Consider the following 14,297-nt stretch of genomic DNA (forward strand, 5'->3'; position numbering starts at 1 on the left):
CTGTTGCTGTTGCTCTGCTTTTGATCTTAGGCGCCCCGTTAAACCACGATGGCCGCAGGCAGGTATTGCGCAGTGGGCACCCCGGCATGGATGCCGGGGTAGCCGCGACACGGCCAGGGATGGCCGATCGCGGCGGGCCCACGGAGCAATGCCTGACTGCGGGCATGCCGAGCCTAGGCGAGGCACCGAGTGGTGGGGCAAGAGCCCTTTGCTTACTTTGGGGCTCTTCCAAAGTGAGCCGCCGTAAGGGCGGAACCCTAAGTGGCCGTAACCGCAGCAACGGATATGTACACATACCCAGAAGAAGATACCTATGGCCACCGCGAGCAATCCAACTCCCACAGGGATCTTTGCCGAGCGCAGAGCTTTGTGCCACACCGCCCATCAAATACGGGAGTTGTGCCGAGACACCAAACTCTGAAAACCCCACGATGGATCCATCTCAGCCGATGGACGACTAATCAATCCACAATAAACAGCCTGGCCCCGGTGGCTGTGCTCGACCGGTGCCCGTCCCTGTCATTGCCCACCTGATAACTCATCCCCGCCGTCAGGGTGAACTGGCGGCCATCCTCCAGTTCGGTCTGCAACTCCCCCTCCAGGCACAACAACACATGCCCGCGCCAACACCAGTGGTCAGCCAGGTAGCCAGGGCTGTATTCGACCATGCGCACGCGGGTGGTGCCGAAATGGCAGGTGCGCCATAGGGCGCTGCCGGTTTCGCCAGGGTGCAACTCTGGTTCGACGCTCGACCAGTCGGTGGTGCCAAAAGGGGTAGCCAGTAGATCCATGATTGCCTCAGCGTTAAAGCAAAGAGCAGGACAGTACCCACAAGACCCGCCCGTCGAAAGACACAGATCGCGCCCATTTCTGGGATACAGGGGGTTGCCTTTGGTATCCTGCCGGCCCGACCTAGGTGCCCGGCCATGCACATTGCTCCGTCCCATATCCTCCACGAAACCGAACACTGGCTGCTCAACCATCATCTGGCCTCGGCCCTGCCCGGTTATTTGATGCTGGGGGCCAAGACGCCAATCAGCTCGCTGGCTGACCTGCCCGACGCGGCCCTGGCGGAAATGGGTGGCCTGCTGGCGAAAACCCAGCGGGTGATGGAAGTACAGCTCCAACCCAAGTGGCTATACATCAGCCGCTTTGGGCATATGCCCGGCTTCCCGCTGCATTTTCATTTGATCCCGGTCTATGACTGGGTCGAAACGCTGTTCTGGGAGGATGAGCGCTACCGGGTGCTGCAAGACTTCGGCACTGGCAGCAACGGGCAAGCGGCGACGGATGGGGCCGAACTCACCCTGTTTATCTGGCGCGAGTTCGGTGAGAACCCGACGCCACCCGCGACGGCCGGGCTCACGGTGCCGGGCGTGATCGAGCGGCTGCGGGCGGCGTTCAAACAGTCAGGCGCTTGACCATCGGGATACACGCCAGCTCCAGCCCCGAAGGCGAATGATAGATGGACTGTTCGCAGCCTTCATAACCACGGCTGCGATAGAACTGCGCGGCATTCAACGTCGCGTCCAGCACCACCTCCTCAATCCCCAACTCCAGCGCCACTTGCTCCAGGTGCTCAAGCATCTGCCGGCCAAAACCGCGTCCGATAGAACCGGGCAGCACAAACAGCGCTCCCACTTCCCGGTGCGCCGGGTCAAGCATGCCCGTGGCGACCGGCTCGCCATCGACGCAGCCCAGGTAAAACGGCTTGGCCATTAGCGCGGTATAGCCGTCCTCGGCCGCGCCACGGGTCCAGGTCAGCATCTGTTCGGCGGTGTAGGCGCCGATGCATTGGCTGCGGATCGCCTGACGGCGAATGTCGAAGGCGATGGGGCCATCGTCGTCGGTGGCGCGTCTGATTTGCAGCATGCGAATCTCCCTGAATTCACTCTGTTTGCCGTGACCTCAAGGTGCCATTAGCACACTTGTGCTAATCGACCCCGCAGGCCCCCGGCGCTATATTCCCTGGTACTCCAATGCTCCCCGCCAGCACGTCGAACCCGCCGTGCAAGGGATCGTTGTGCGTTGAAAACACTAAAACAACCCCAAGGAAGACATGCCATGAAACTGCACTCCCCTGTCGCCCGCCTTGCCCTGTTGGGCGCCCTGATGCTCGGTGTTGCCGGTTGCAGCAATATCAAGCCCACCGAAGACCACCTCAAGACCCTCTCGGAAACCAACCTCGGCGAACCGGTCAAGCGTGTCTCCAATGTCCGCAGCGACTCCATGACCACCTATTACATCGCCAGCACCGCCTCCGGTGACTACAACTGCTCCGTGCCCAGCGGTGCCAGCGGCGGGATGTTTGCAGTGGCCAGCTTTGGCATGATGAAACCCGCCGCCTACTGCCAACCCAAGGGCGCCCGGGGTAACGGGTTGACGCCGTTTAACTAGTAACCGGCCCCTGGCTGAGGTCGCGCAGGGTGCCCCGTAGTTCAGCGGGGCGCACTGGCTTGGACAAAATGGCGATCTGCCGGTCGTGCAGCGCCGCCTGGATCTTCTCCACCTCATGCCCGGTCAGAATCAGCGCCGGCACCGCCACGCCACGCTGTGCGCGCAACCGGTCGATGCACTCGATACCGGTGGCGTGGTTGCCCAGGTCATAGTCGGCGACGATGATGTCGCAATCGCTGACCAGGTTATGCCCGCTCGACTCCGCCTGCACCTGGCAGCCCCAACGCTCCAGCAATGCCTGGGTGGCCAGCAGTACGTTGTGGTCATCTTCCACCAGGCACACTTTCAAGCCGGTCAACAGCCCCGCCTGGCGTGCATCGTCGCGCACCGGGGGTTGATGGGACGCGGTCGCCAGGTGCAACCCGCGCAGGCTGACGGACGTGCCATGGCCCACCCGGGAGCGCAGCACCACGTCCATGCCCATCAACTGCCCCAGACGCTTGACGATGGACAAGCCCAGGCCGACCCCTTCGACGTCCTTGTCGCGCAGGTGGCGGACGCGATAGAACTCCTCGAAGACCCGCGGCAGATGCTCCTCGGCAATCCCCCGGCCCTGGTCGTGAATCTCCACCCGCACCTCGCCGCCGCGCTGGCGCACGCCGATCAGTACCGGGCGCTGGCCGCCGTACTTGAAGCAATTGGAGAGCACGTTCTGCACCATCGTTGCCAACAGCGCCGGATCCACCCGCACCCAGTGGGCGCAGGGGCGCAGGCGCAGTTCTACGCCGGCCCAGCGTGCGGCTTCGGCGTTTTGCCGCAGCAGGTCGGCCAGCCACTCACCCAGGTGCACCACCTGGTATTTGGGCAGCAGCCGGCCGTTATCCAGGGTGTAGAGATCGAGAATGGAGCGGAACAACTGCGAGACGTTGAGCAGCGAACGGTCGATATTGTCCACCAGCCGCCGCTCCTCATCGCCCAACCGCGCTTCACGCAGGCACGCCGTAAACAGGCCGATGGAGTGGATGGGCTGGCGCAGATCATGGCTGGCCTGGGCGAGGAAGCGCGACTTTTCCAGGTTGGCGGCGGTGGCCTCTTCAGACGCCTTGCGCGTGCGCTCCAGCAGCAGGTGGGCGTAGACCGGGATCACCGTGCTGGTAATCATCAGCATCAGCACCATAAAGGGCTGCGCCTGCCACAACGGGGTCAGCCGATACACAATCAGCAGCGCCAGCAACGCCAGGCCCGTGGCAATCGCCAGGTAGCGCGAGCCATAGCGCATGCCATTGCCCAGGTTGACCCAGACCATCACCGCATACAGCGGCAATGCCGCCTCGCCGCCGACTACCAGGCCGAACGAGGTGCCGGTGTAGTCGTGGATCATCCCGAAAACCCGTCGCGCCGGGTAATGCCCGGGCCAGCGTGCAATCACCTGACGCAGCACAACCGAGACCAGCAGAAACAGGCAAATATAAATAATCACCGGCACATAGCGGTCCATCGACTGCCCCGGCAAAAAGCCCAGCAGGCTGATGTACACAATGGCGCAGACGGCCACCACAATACGCAGGTTGGCTTGGTCCAGTTCGGCGTCTTTCACGAACTTCATGGGCAACGTCCTTGTACGGTCATCGTCTAAACTGTGCCCCCAGCAGGCAGGCGCTGAGCAGAGTGGTAAAGTAGCACGCCACAGAACCTGGCCCCAGGGAGGAGCACACCATGACATGCCGGATCATCATCGCCGACGACCATCCCATGTTTCGCGAAGGCATGCTGCGCACCGTGCAACGCCTGCTGCCCGAGGCCCGCGTGGAACAGGCCGGCGACCTGGATACAGTGCTGCACCTGCTCAAGAGCGGCAGCGAAGTCGACACTCTGATCCTCGATTTGCGCTTCCCCGGCCTGACCTGTATCAGCCAGTTGGGCGAGCTGCGCCAGCAACTGCGGCGCACCACGCTGATCGTGGTGTCGATGGTCGATGACCCGGGGTTGATCGAACAGGTGATGGCGCTGGGCGCCGATGGTTTTATCGGCAAGAACATCGCCCCCGAAGAAATCGGCCAGGCCCTGCTCGCCATCCGTCAGGGCGAGGTGCTGGTCAAGTTCGCCCCCTCGGGGCTGTTGCCCCTGGACACCAACACCCTGACCGCGCGCCAGCAGGAGGTGTTGCGACTGATCGCCCAAGGCAAGACCAACAAGGAAATCGCCAAGGCCCTGGATATTTCGCCGTTTACCGTACGCATCCATGTGTCGGGGTTGTTGAGAAGTCTGAACGTGCCATCGCGGGCAGCGGCGGCAGTGAAGTACAACACCCCTCTTTAGGAGCAGCACCATCAAAGCCCTCTCCATCGTGCGCCCCAGCGGCAGCCGCATCGCCGCAGGCGAAAAAACCCTGGAAATCCGCCGCTGGCAGCCACAACTGGAGCCTTCCCAGGACCTGCTGATTGTCGAGAACGGGCGCTTCCTGCATACCGATGGCGATGAAGATGAAACCGGCGTGGCCGTCGCCATCGTACGGGTAAAAGCAGTGCGTGCGTTCACCCCCGAGGACGTGCCAGCGGCCTGCGCCAGCTATTTCGAGGAAGGCTGGCTCGCCTGGGAACTGAGTGATGTACGGCCGCTCACCCGCCCCTTCACCGCCCTGGCGGCACGCGGGATCTACGACGTTGAATTCATGGATAACAGCGAGAACTGCATGAACAGCCCTATCAGAGTCGCCACCCCGGCAGATATCGACACCATCTTCGACATTCGCACCAGCGTCAGGGAAAACCACCTGTCCCACGAGCAGTTGGCAGAAATGGGCATCACCCCCGATGCCATCCAACTAGCCATGCAGCAAGCGCCCTGCGTCTGGGTCGCCGAGGTGCAAGGTGTAGCGGTCGGGTTTGCCATGGCCGATATCGACGACGGCTGTGTATTTGCCGCCTTCATCCGCCCCGAATTCGAAGGCCGCGGGCTGGGCCGCAAACTGATGGAGCAGGCCGAAGCCTTGTTGTTCCAGCACCATCGACAGATCTGGCTGGAAACCGCCCAAGCGAGCCGGGCCAGTGGGTTTTACCAGCGCCTGGGGTGGGTGGTGGTGGAGCAATTGGCGGACGGGGATATTCGGATGGAGAAGCACCGGCAATAAGCCCGGCACTGGGATTTTCGCCAGCGCACCGACCCCGCTATCATGCAGCCCCTCGTTCAATCGCCCAGCCCAGGAATCCCCATGCCCGCCCTCACCTTGCGCAACGCCACGCCGGCAGACGCCCCCCGCTGCTACGAGATCGAAATCAGCGCCTATGAGGGCGATGAAGCCGCGACCCTGGAGAAAATCGCCACGCGTATCGCCCTGTACCCGCAAGGCTTCCTGATTCTGGAAGCGGACGGTCAGGTAGTGGGCTTCATCAACGGCGGTTGCGCCCATGATGTGGTGATGTCGGATGAGGCCTTCAAGGAGTTGGTGGGGCACTCAGCGGATGCGCCGAATGTAGTGATCATGTCGGTGGTGGTGGACCCGGCGCACCAGGGCAAGGGCTACGCCACGCAATTGATGACAGCCTTTGTGCAGCGCATGCGCGGGATGGGCAAACAGACCATCCACTTGATGTGCAAGGAGCAGCATGTGCCGCTGTACACGCGCATGGGTTACCAGTATGTGCAGCCCTCGGCGTCAGACCACGGCGGGATGGCTTGGCATGAGATGGTGATGACGCTCTGAGCCGGCACGGGGCCTCACCAGCTCCCTGAGGCCCCACCGCCGCCGCTGGAACCGCCGCCACCGGAAAACCCGCCACCGGAGCTTGAACTTGAGCTGGAGCTGGAGCTTGAACGGTCACTGGAACCGGAGCTCGACCCGCCCGTGCCCTGACCATAAATGAACAACGCCGCGAACGAGCTGATGGGCCAGGCGAACAACCAGCCATCAAGCCCCATCTCCAGCATGTACCCCGCCGCGCCATAGACCCCCAGCACCATCACCGATTGCACGCAAAAACCCAGCCGACTGTGTTTCCAGGCGGCTTTCATCACCGCGAACAGGATCAGGTACAGGCCCAGCACCGCCAGCGCGGCCAGCGGCCATGCCAGCCAGTTCATAAAGGACACTTCAGTCAGGTAGTGATCCACCAACCCCAGGCCGATGCTGTAGGCCATCAGCCCCACTACGCAATAAAAAACCGCCTTGGCCTGCCATAACGCGCCGAACAGGGCCGCGCTGATCGACATACAAAACGGCAGCGCCAGCACATAGATCGGCCAGGCCTTGCCATTGATCGCGGCCAGTGCCGTCAGCAACACGGTCAGCACCAGGCCGGCAATCAGGCCGCGGCGCCAATGCAGCTTGCCCGAGGCCAGCAGCACCCCGCCGACAGCCCCCAGAATCAGCGCCAGCAACACCGCAGTTTCATCCACTGTTTCCCGGGTCTGGTCTACTGCCGGCAAGTCCCCCCCCTCGACCAGCACGGTCAGGGCGTCCACGGCGCGCTGCACACCGCCAGCGTAATCGCCCTGGCGAAACGCCGGGTTCAGTTGCTCCTCGATAATCCGGTGGCTCAACAGGTCCGTGACCACCCCCTCCAGGCCGTAACCGACTTCGATCCGCACAGTGCGGTCGTCCTTGACCACCAGCAGCAAAATACCGTCGTCGATGCCCTTACGCCCCAATTTCCAGGCGCGAAACAGTTGGGTGGTGAATGTTTCGAGGTCGGCGTCGCCCGTACTCGGCAGCAGCATCACGGCGATTTGCGCGCCTTTGCGTTGTTCGAGGTCTGCCAGTTGCTCAGTCAGACGCTGCTGGGTCGAGGTATCCAGGGTATGGGTCAGGTCGATCACCCGCTGGTTCAGCGGCACATTCTCCAATGCCGGAGGCGCCGTTTGCGCCACGGCCAACGTGGTGAACACCATGACCAGCAGGCCCAAGACCGATTGCCGTATAAACTGCCCCATCGTTTGTTACCTGACGTTTCATCCTGAAGACGCCGACTTTACCTGATCAACGCGCATTGAATCTCCAGGCTGACGCGAAAAGTTCGTGGCAACACGTCCCTACGAGCCGGACCTTCGACATCGCGACAACGTCGTCGGGTCAGGGATAACTCAGCGTCACCAAGTAAGCCCCTGAACGCAAAGGTTTGCCTGCCGCATCGCTCAAGTTGTATTGCCGATCGAAGTAACGACCATCGCGCGTTTCAGTCACCATCTTGACCTTGACCACCGAGTGGTCCAAGGCACTGACGGTACGCACCGGCTCGACACCCTGGGCGCTGACGTTGCTTGCGGGTACAAACTGCGGGCAACCACTCAGGGCCAATGTCGCCCCCGCCCCATCGCCCGTAGTGCATGTTGCCTCGACGATGCTGCCGCGGAAATGGATAACGCCGTGGCTCACGGGCGCCGCCTGGGCAGTGCCACTGACGAGCGCGAAAAACAGGCTGATACCGACTGCCAAACGTTGACTGCTCATATTGAACGCTCCTGGGTATGTACCCATCACGTCGGCAAGCTTGGTCGGTTTCTTGAGTGTTTGAGAAATGCCTGATGGTTAATTTTTCAAGGATGCCAACCGGGTCTCATATTGCGCCTCGCTGCGCACCTACAGGACCGCGCCCAGGGCCTTCAACAGCACGCCATCGCGGCCATAGATATCCGGCGCGTACAGCAACGCCCCCTGGCTATCCACCTGCACCGTCCAGTACCCCAGCAACACCGGGACCGGCGTAGCCAGGCGGAACTCATGGGTCAGCCCGGTCGCCAGCAATTCCTCGGTCCGCGCTTTTTCTGCCGGGTTCACCAGCAGATCGCGCAGCAGCATCGGCTGCTCCACCCGCACACACCCCGAGCTGAACGCCCGTGGCCCCTTGCTGAACAACGGTTGGCTGGGCGTATCGTGCAGGTACACGGAGAATGGATTGGGGAAGCGCATGACGATCTTGCCCAGCGGGTTGCGCGGGCCGGCGTCCTGGCGCAGGAGGATGTTGCCGGGGTGCGACCAGTCCACCTGCTCGGGCGACAGGGCGCGGCCTTCACTGTCGAGCACTTTGAGGTTCTGTTGGCGCAGGTACTCCGGGTTCAGGCGGATGGCCGGCAGTTTGTCCTCGCGCATGATGGTCGGCGGGATGGTCCAGGTAGGGTTGAGGGTCAAGCGTGTGATGCGCGACTTGAGCAGCGGCGTCTGCCGTTCGGCGCGGCCCACCTGCAGGCGGGTCTGCCACACGGGCACACCACCCTGGTAGACACTCAACTGGGCCGCCGCGACGTTGACCAGAATGCCATCCGGCTCCAGGTCCTGGGCCAGCCAGCGAAAACGTTCGAGGTTGACCCGCAGTTGCTCGCGGCGCACCGCCGGGCTGACGTTAAGCTCGGCCACCGTGCCCGGGCCGATCACCCCGTCGGCTTGCAACGAATGGCTGGCCTGGAAGCGCTTCACCGCCGCCACCAGCTCATTGCCGTATTGATTGCCCTTGGGCACGCTCGCCAACTGGCCGCCACTGACCAGGCGTCGGGCCAGGGCCGGCACCCGTGGGTCTTCGCCGCCGGGACGCAGCAATGGGCCGTCGGCAATCACACCCCACTGCGGCAAGGGTTGCAGGCGTTGGGTGGCATAGGCCGCGCGCAGGCTACGATACAGACCGGCTGCGGGCCGGGCCTGGTCGAACGCCGCCGGCATATCCGCAAGCCCCGCGTTGGCCAGGGCCAGCACCGCAACGGCCGGATCCTCAGTTGGCGGCTGGGAATGCCACAGCGGCTCGTAATGGGCCTGCTGCAAACGGCCATAGTGCAAGTCATGCAGGGCCTGCAGGTAGTGCTGGCTGGTTGCGAAGTCGGTACACAGCACATTGCTGGTGGTTGCCACGTCGGGCAGCCGGTAGTGCGCCGGATCGAGGCCGTCGTCGGCCAGCAACAGCAACTGGCCCTGCAGGGCCGTTCGGCGATCGTCCACCGACCACAGGGCAGCATTGCCTTGTTGCTGGTAAAAAGCCTGCAGCCGCAGCTCGGCCGGTATATCCAGTTGGGTCGCCAAATCGGGGCAAACACTCGACAACTGCCCAAGTGCCAGCTGTACTGGGTTTGGCGGCTCGACTGGCAGTTCATCGGCCATGGCGACCAATGGTGCTACGAGCAAGCAAAGGCTCAAGTAACATGCGTGTTTTTTGAACAATGGCTTAGCTCCAATCTACGGCGGAGATGCTTGATAAATGCTGAATATTTACTGCCGACTCGGCCTGATCGCCGCCACCCTGGGCGCGTTCTGTACGGGTGCCTTCGCAGAGAATGCCAAACCTCATACCTTGTATAACAGCCTGGCGCGCTCGGCTCCAGAACTCAATCCCACTGTACTTAAAAGTGCCCTCAGCGCGATGCAATGTGCTGTCAATAACGGCCAGGAACGCTCTGAACGCCTGGCCGTGATCGACTACTCACAACCTTCGACCGCCCGTCGCCTGTGGATTTTCGATCTGCGGCAAAAAAAGCTGGTGCTACGCGACCTGGTAGCCCATGGGCAAAAATCCGGGGAAAACTTCGCCACCCAGTTCTCCAACAGCGAAGGCAGCCATCAATCCAGCCTCGGGTTGTTCCGCACCCAGGAAAGCTACCAGGGCACCCATGGCTACTCGCTGCGCATGGACGGCCTGGAGCCGGGGTTCAATGACCAGGCCCGCGACCGTGCCATCGTGATCCACGCCGCCGACTACGTCAGCCCCTTGTGGAGCAAGCGTGAAGGCCGCATCGGCCGCAGCCAGGGCTGCCCCGCCGTGCGTCCGCAGGTGGCGCGCCAGGTGGTGGACAAACTCAAGGATGGCCAGTTCATGTTTTCCTGGTACCCCGACCAGCGCTGGCTGAAATCCTCGCCCTACCTCAATTGCAAGCCGCGCCAGATCGCCAGCGCCGGTTGAGGTAGTATCTGGAAGGCCGAGCCTGACCAGAGAGAGAACCTCCAATGCTTTTGCACCAGTCAACGTGGATCGAGATAAGCCAATTTCTCGACCGTAGCCGCACCGTGGTGATTCCTATCGGTTCCAATGAACAACATGGCCCCACCGGCCTGTTGGGCACCGATTGGATGTGCCCGGAAATCATTGCCCATCACGCGCAAAAAGACGCCGATATCCTGGTCGGCCCGACCTTCAATATCGGCATGGCCCAGCATCACCTTGGGTTCCCCGGCACCATCTCCCTGCGCCCGTCGACGTTTATCGCCGCCATCGGTGACTGGACCCGCTCCCTGGCGGCCCACGGCTTTGAGAAGATCCTGTTTCTCAATGGCCACGGCGGCAATATCGCCACCATCGAAGCCGCCTTTTCCGAACTGTACGCCGAGGCCAGCTTCGCCCGTCGCCCTGCCGGCTTTGCCTTGAAGCTGTGCAACTGGTGGGACCTGGAAGGTGTTGGCGAACTGGCGCGCGCGCAGTTCCCGACGGGGCATGGCACCCATGCCACCCCTTCCGAGATTGCGATTACCCAATGGGCTTATCCGGACTTGATCAAGACCGCCGACTATTCACCGCAGATCGCGTCTTCCGGCCCGATCCGCGAGGCCCAGGATTTCCGCGCCCGCCACCCGGATGGCCGGATGGGTTCCGACCCGGCCCTGGCAACGCCTGAGAAAGGCGCTGAACTGGTGGTGCTGGCCGCCAAGGGCCTGGTGTCCGCAGTGGAGGCTTTCAGCCGCGAAGCCATGCCACACTGACGGTTGCGACACCGGCACACAATAAAATCTATAAGAAGGACCTCTCCATGAAACCCCATCAGAAGACCTTTGATCGCATCCGCAACGCCGTCCTGCCAGAGTATCGCGAGCGCGTTGCCGACTATTTGATCGAGTACGAAAACGTCCTGCAGGACCCGACTGCCGATGCCGATCAGGCCAGCGCCGCCGCCCAGCAGTTGCGCGGCTACATACGCGGCCTGAACACCACCCGGGTGCTCGGCATGGAAGACTGGGAAGACCTCGACCGCCGAGTCGCGCAGGAATGGCCGCTGGGCGCTACAACGCCGGACGTGCCTGGTTGACCCAGGCCTGTACCGATGGCCGCTGCCACTGACGCTGGGCATATGCCACCAACCGCGCGGGCACCGGATCGCCATTGAGGATCAGCCGGTTGAGCATCACGGCCAGGTCCACATCGGCAATCGACCATTGGCCAAACAGGTAGTCGTCGCCCTCGGCCAACCATTGCTGCGCCGCCGCAATCAGCTTGTCGGCCGCCACCTGGGCCTGGGTTGATAACGGGCCATACTGGACCCCGCAAAACACCACCAGTGTCGAGCGTTCCTGGCGGATCGCCAGCAGGTCGCTGCGCAACCATGCCTGAATCTGCCGTGCCCGCGCACGTTGGCGCGGCTCCCTGGGATACACCGGCACCTGCGGGAACACATCCTCCAGGTACTCGGTAATCGCCGACGACTCGGACAAGGCAAACCCAGCCTGTTCCAGGGTCGGCACCCGCTGGGTCACGGACAGCCCGGTAAACACCGGAGACTGCTGCTCCAGCGCGTCAAGGTCGAGGGGGCGCACCTCGAACGGTAGGCCTTTTTCCCGCAGGGTCACAAACACCGACATTGCATACGGGCTGGTGAACAGGGCATCGACATATAAGCGCATCGGCAGGTCAGTCACGGTGGCATCTCCTTGGGTGAGCAGCCACGCTACGAGATGTGCAGCGATAAATACAATGTCGCTTTTTTATCGGCCCATTCCCGCGAGGAATACTAGCCAGAAAATCCGCCGCCCGTGAGGAACGCCTGCTCCTGCTCAGTCGTCACCCGGCCCAACGCCGCGTTGCGGTGCGGAAAGCGACCGAATCGCTCGATGATCTCGGCGTGTTCCTTGGCCCAGTGATAGGTACTGGCGTCGAGCTGCTTGTTCAAGGCCAAAGACCGTTGTTGATCCTCAGGGCTTTCGGAATGTTCGAAAGGCAAATAACAAAACGCCCGCAATGCCGGGTCAATCAGCCGATCCATCCCGGCGTCGATCATACGTGCGGCATAAGCCCTGGCCAGTGGATCGGTCGCGAACATATGGGCGGTACCCCGGAAGGTATTGCGCGGGTATTGATCGAGCAGGATCAGCAGCGCCAGCGCGCCTTCGGGCTCGTCCATCCAGTGTTCCAGTTCGCCCCTGGCTGCCTGGAAGTGCGCCTCGTGGAAGCGGGCGCCAAACTCGGTATCGAACTGTGGATCTTTCTTGAACCAGCGTGATGGGCCCGCCGCCATCCAGAATTGCACGACAGCCTTGATATCAACGGGGACGCTCATAAGTCACTCCAGGGTGGTCAAAGTCTGCGCCCTACCCTAGCACCTGCAGGGCCCGATTCCGACTGAGAAATCCACAGCTGCCGACCAATGTTATAAGATAACCGCCCCTACATTCCCGCCGGCGACCCTGCACCATGACCGACGCTGTTCCCGCTGCCCGTTTACGCCAACGCCTGCTCTCCATCGACGCCCTGCGCGGCCTGGTGATCCTGTTCATGTTGCTCGACCACGTGCGTGAGACGTTCCTGCTGCACCGCCAGGTCAGCGACCCGATGAGCATCGACAGCACGGAGCCGGCGCTGTTTATCAGCCGCACCCTGGCCCACTTGTGTGCGCCGGTGTTTGTGTTGCTGACCGGCTTGTCGGCGTATCTGTACGGCGAAAAGTACCAAGGCCGTGGCGATGTTGCGGCGTTTCTGTTCAAGCGCGGGCTGTTCCTGGTGGTGCTGGAATTTACCCTGGTGAACTTCGCCTGGACCTTCCAACTGCCCCCCAGCGTGATCTATATGCAGGTGATCTGGGCCATCGGCGTGAGCATGATCGCCCTCGCCGCACTGGTGTGGCTGCCCCGCCCGCTGCTGATCGGCCTGGCGCTGGTGATCATTGGCGGGCATAACCTGCTTGATGGCGTGCATTTCGCGGCGGGGTCGGCGTGGCATATTCCCTGGACGATCCTGCATGAGCGCAGCTGGATCGAGGTGAGCGACACCCTGCGCCTGCGCACCACCTACCCGGTGTTGCCGTGGATCGGGGTGATTGGCCTGGGTTACAGCCTCGGCCCGTGGTTTACCGGGGCGATGCCGGCGGCGCGGCGTCAGCGGTATCTGTTGCTGGCGGGCATTTGCGCGCTGGTGGGCTTTGGGGTGTTGCGCACGATCAATGGTTACGGTGAGGCACCGTGGCACAGCCATGACAGCCCGGTGCAGACCTGGATGAGCTTCTTCAACATCACCAAGTATCCGCCGTCATTGCTGTTCCTGGCGCTGACCCTGGGCGTGGGGCTGCTGTTGCTGCTGGCCTTTGAACGCGCCGGGCAGCGGCGCTGGATCGACATACTGGCGGTGTTCGGCGCGGCGCCGATGTTCTTCTACTTGCTGCACCTGTATGTGCTGAAGGTGTTGTACGTGATGGGGGTGGCGCTGTTTGGCCTGAACAAGGGGACGCACTTTGGGTTCGACAGCGTGGGGGCGGTGTGGCTGGTGGCGTTGTTACTGCCGCTGGCGTTGTACCTGCCCGTGCGCTGGTTTGCCCGGCTGAAGGCCCGGCGGCGGGATATAGCGTGGCTCAAATACCTCTGAGCACAAAGATCCACATGTGGGAACTGGCTTGCCTGCGATGGCGGTGGGTCAGTTGCCAGAAGCAGTGAATGGGCTGCCGCTATCGCGGGCAAGCCCGCTCCCACAGGGGGGTTGCGCGTGGCATAGAGTTTTGGTGCCGCCACAAATCAAATGTGGGAGCTGGCTTGCCTGCGATGGCGGTGGGTCAGTTGTCAGAAGCAGTGAATGGGCTGCCGCTATCGCGGGCAAGCCCGCTCCCACAGGGGGGCTGCGCGTGGCAGAGAGTTTTGGTGCCGCCACAATTCAAATGTGGGAGCTGGCTTGCCTGCGATGGCGGTGGGTCAGTTGTCAGAAGTAGTGACTGGGCTGCCGCTATCGCGGGCA

General features: G+C 62.4%; 17 protein-coding genes and 1 pseudogene. 10 read left to right on the forward strand and 8 right to left on the reverse strand.

Going from position 1 to position 14,297, the window contains the following annotated elements; all coding sequences use genetic code 11:
- Nucleotides 1-461 precede the first annotated feature (461 nt).
- The gene (locus HBR93_RS23185) at nt 462-791 is read right to left on the reverse strand and encodes a DHCW motif cupin fold protein (protein ID WP_076964891.1); all 330 of its coding nucleotides are present in this window, start codon (nt 789-791) and stop codon (nt 462-464) included.
- 135 nt (nt 792-926) lie between these two features.
- Here HBR93_RS23185 and HBR93_RS23190 point away from each other — a divergent pair, with 135 nt between their 5' ends.
- The gene (locus HBR93_RS23190; protein ID WP_115128011.1) at nt 927-1,421 is read left to right on the forward strand and encodes an HIT family protein; all 495 of its coding nucleotides are present in this window, start codon (nt 927-929) and stop codon (nt 1,419-1,421) included.
- On the opposite strand, the gene HBR93_RS23195 is transcribed toward HBR93_RS23190, so the two are convergent.
- Nucleotides 1,402-1,872, reverse strand: coding sequence for a GNAT family N-acetyltransferase (locus HBR93_RS23195; protein ID WP_169961172.1), 471 nt, complete (start codon nt 1,870-1,872; stop codon nt 1,402-1,404). The genes HBR93_RS23190 and HBR93_RS23195 overlap by 20 nt on opposite strands.
- A gap of 192 nt (nt 1,873-2,064) precedes the next feature.
- Here HBR93_RS23195 and HBR93_RS23200 point away from each other — a divergent pair, with 192 nt between their 5' ends.
- Entirely contained in the window at nt 2,065-2,397 is a 333-nt protein-coding gene (locus HBR93_RS23200) for a hypothetical protein (protein ID WP_057438669.1), read from the forward strand.
- On the opposite strand, the gene HBR93_RS23205 is transcribed toward HBR93_RS23200, so the two are convergent.
- Complete coding sequence (locus HBR93_RS23205; protein WP_169961173.1) at nt 2,390-4,003, reverse strand: hybrid sensor histidine kinase/response regulator; 1,614 nt, start codon at nt 4,001-4,003, stop codon at nt 2,390-2,392. The two genes, HBR93_RS23200 and HBR93_RS23205, sit on opposite strands and share 8 nt — an antisense overlap.
- 110 nt (nt 4,004-4,113) lie before the next feature.
- On the opposite strand from HBR93_RS23205, the gene HBR93_RS23210 reads away from it, so the two are divergent.
- From HBR93_RS23210 to HBR93_RS23225, 4 genes and pseudogenes are all read left to right on the forward strand, one after another.
- Nucleotides 4,114-4,716, forward strand: coding sequence for a response regulator transcription factor (locus tag HBR93_RS23210; protein WP_057438671.1), 603 nt, complete (start codon nt 4,114-4,116; stop codon nt 4,714-4,716).
- Between the two features lie 28 nt (nt 4,717-4,744).
- Nucleotides 4,745-4,972 (forward strand): annotated as a pseudogene (locus tag HBR93_RS23215) (ASCH domain-containing protein); the annotation flags it as partial.
- 117 nt (nt 4,973-5,089) lie between these two features.
- Nucleotides 5,090-5,527: a GNAT family N-acetyltransferase gene (locus HBR93_RS23220; RefSeq protein ID WP_169961197.1), complete on the forward strand. Its 438-nt coding sequence runs from the start codon at nt 5,090-5,092 to the stop codon at nt 5,525-5,527.
- Between the two features lie 81 nt (nt 5,528-5,608).
- Nucleotides 5,609-6,100, forward strand: a complete 492-nt coding sequence (locus tag HBR93_RS23225) for a GNAT family N-acetyltransferase (RefSeq protein WP_169961174.1) — start codon at nt 5,609-5,611, stop codon at nt 6,098-6,100.
- A 14-nt stretch (nt 6,101-6,114) separates the two neighbouring features.
- Here the strand turns inward: HBR93_RS23225 and HBR93_RS23230 are convergent, their stop codons facing one another.
- The 3 genes from HBR93_RS23230 to HBR93_RS23240 all read right to left on the reverse strand — a co-directional run bounded on the left by HBR93_RS23230 (nt 6,115) and on the right by HBR93_RS23240 (nt 9,538).
- Nucleotides 6,115-7,326 (reverse strand): YgcG family protein, encoded by a 1,212-nt coding sequence (locus HBR93_RS23230; protein ID WP_169961175.1) that lies wholly within the window; start codon nt 7,324-7,326, stop codon nt 6,115-6,117.
- 139 nt (nt 7,327-7,465) lie between these two features.
- Nucleotides 7,466-7,843: a type 1 fimbrial protein gene (locus HBR93_RS23235; protein WP_057959865.1), complete on the reverse strand. Its 378-nt coding sequence runs from the start codon at nt 7,841-7,843 to the stop codon at nt 7,466-7,468.
- A 129-nt stretch (nt 7,844-7,972) separates the two neighbouring features.
- Nucleotides 7,973-9,538, reverse strand: a complete 1,566-nt coding sequence (locus tag HBR93_RS23240) for a L,D-transpeptidase family protein (RefSeq protein WP_169961176.1) — start codon at nt 9,536-9,538, stop codon at nt 7,973-7,975.
- Nucleotides 9,539-9,575: 37 nt separating this feature from the next.
- On the opposite strand from HBR93_RS23240, the gene HBR93_RS23245 reads away from it, so the two are divergent.
- Genes HBR93_RS23245 through HBR93_RS23255 form a run of 3 tightly spaced genes read left to right on the forward strand, consistent with a single transcriptional unit; the run spans nt 9,576 to nt 11,391 of the window.
- Nucleotides 9,576-10,274, forward strand: coding sequence for a murein L,D-transpeptidase catalytic domain family protein (locus HBR93_RS23245; protein ID WP_057438675.1), 699 nt, complete (start codon nt 9,576-9,578; stop codon nt 10,272-10,274).
- A 44-nt stretch (nt 10,275-10,318) separates the two neighbouring features.
- Nucleotides 10,319-11,068 (forward strand): creatininase family protein, encoded by a 750-nt coding sequence (locus HBR93_RS23250; protein WP_057959867.1) that lies wholly within the window; start codon nt 10,319-10,321, stop codon nt 11,066-11,068.
- A 47-nt stretch (nt 11,069-11,115) separates the two neighbouring features.
- Nucleotides 11,116-11,391, forward strand: coding sequence for a hypothetical protein (locus HBR93_RS23255; protein ID WP_057438677.1), 276 nt, complete (start codon nt 11,116-11,118; stop codon nt 11,389-11,391).
- Here HBR93_RS23255 and yfcF read toward each other — a convergent pair.
- Complete coding sequence (gene yfcF / locus HBR93_RS23260) at nt 11,366-11,998, reverse strand: glutathione transferase (RefSeq protein WP_076964883.1); 633 nt, start codon at nt 11,996-11,998, stop codon at nt 11,366-11,368. The two genes, HBR93_RS23255 and yfcF, sit on opposite strands and share 26 nt — an antisense overlap.
- Nucleotides 11,999-12,090: 92 nt before the next feature.
- Nucleotides 12,091-12,636, reverse strand: a complete 546-nt coding sequence (locus HBR93_RS23265) for a DUF924 family protein (RefSeq protein ID WP_169961177.1) — start codon at nt 12,634-12,636, stop codon at nt 12,091-12,093.
- A 134-nt stretch (nt 12,637-12,770) separates the two neighbouring features.
- On the opposite strand from HBR93_RS23265, the gene HBR93_RS23270 reads away from it, so the two are divergent.
- Entirely contained in the window at nt 12,771-13,934 is a 1,164-nt protein-coding gene (locus HBR93_RS23270; protein ID WP_169961178.1) for a DUF1624 domain-containing protein, read from the forward strand.
- The last annotated feature ends 363 nt before the right edge of the window (nt 13,935-14,297 follow it).

The sequence above is a fragment of the Pseudomonas sp. WS 5411 genome (assembly GCF_012985595.1).
Taxonomy (GTDB): Bacteria; Pseudomonadota; Gammaproteobacteria; order Pseudomonadales; family Pseudomonadaceae; genus Aquipseudomonas; species Aquipseudomonas shahriarae.

What these genes read in the sequence shown, in the direction of transcription:
- HBR93_RS23185 (WP_076964891.1), bottom strand. Translation starts at nt 791, where the DNA reads ATGGATCTACTGGCTACCCCTTTTGGCACCACCGACTGGTCGAGCGTC.
- HBR93_RS23190 (WP_115128011.1), top strand. Translation starts at nt 927, where the DNA reads ATGCACATTGCTCCGTCCCATATCCTCCACGAAACCGAACACTGGCTG.
- HBR93_RS23195 (WP_169961172.1), bottom strand. Translation starts at nt 1,872, where the DNA reads ATGCTGCAAATCAGACGCGCCACCGACGACGATGGCCCCATCGCCTTC.
- HBR93_RS23200 (WP_057438669.1), top strand. Translation starts at nt 2,065, where the DNA reads ATGAAACTGCACTCCCCTGTCGCCCGCCTTGCCCTGTTGGGCGCCCTG.
- HBR93_RS23205 (WP_169961173.1), bottom strand. Translation starts at nt 4,003, where the DNA reads ATGAAGTTCGTGAAAGACGCCGAACTGGACCAAGCCAACCTGCGTATT.
- HBR93_RS23210 (WP_057438671.1), top strand. Translation starts at nt 4,114, where the DNA reads ATGACATGCCGGATCATCATCGCCGACGACCATCCCATGTTTCGCGAA.
- HBR93_RS23220 (WP_169961197.1), top strand. Translation starts at nt 5,090, where the DNA reads ATGAACAGCCCTATCAGAGTCGCCACCCCGGCAGATATCGACACCATC.
- HBR93_RS23225 (WP_169961174.1), top strand. Translation starts at nt 5,609, where the DNA reads ATGCCCGCCCTCACCTTGCGCAACGCCACGCCGGCAGACGCCCCCCGC.
- HBR93_RS23230 (WP_169961175.1), bottom strand. Translation starts at nt 7,326, where the DNA reads ATGGGGCAGTTTATACGGCAATCGGTCTTGGGCCTGCTGGTCATGGTG.
- HBR93_RS23235 (WP_057959865.1), bottom strand. Translation starts at nt 7,843, where the DNA reads ATGAGCAGTCAACGTTTGGCAGTCGGTATCAGCCTGTTTTTCGCGCTC.
- HBR93_RS23245 (WP_057438675.1), top strand. Translation starts at nt 9,576, where the DNA reads ATGCTGAATATTTACTGCCGACTCGGCCTGATCGCCGCCACCCTGGGC.
- HBR93_RS23250 (WP_057959867.1), top strand. Translation starts at nt 10,319, where the DNA reads ATGCTTTTGCACCAGTCAACGTGGATCGAGATAAGCCAATTTCTCGAC.
- HBR93_RS23255 (WP_057438677.1), top strand. Translation starts at nt 11,116, where the DNA reads ATGAAACCCCATCAGAAGACCTTTGATCGCATCCGCAACGCCGTCCTG.
- HBR93_RS23265 (WP_169961177.1), bottom strand. Translation starts at nt 12,636, where the DNA reads ATGAGCGTCCCCGTTGATATCAAGGCTGTCGTGCAATTCTGGATGGCG.
- HBR93_RS23270 (WP_169961178.1), top strand. Translation starts at nt 12,771, where the DNA reads ATGACCGACGCTGTTCCCGCTGCCCGTTTACGCCAACGCCTGCTCTCC.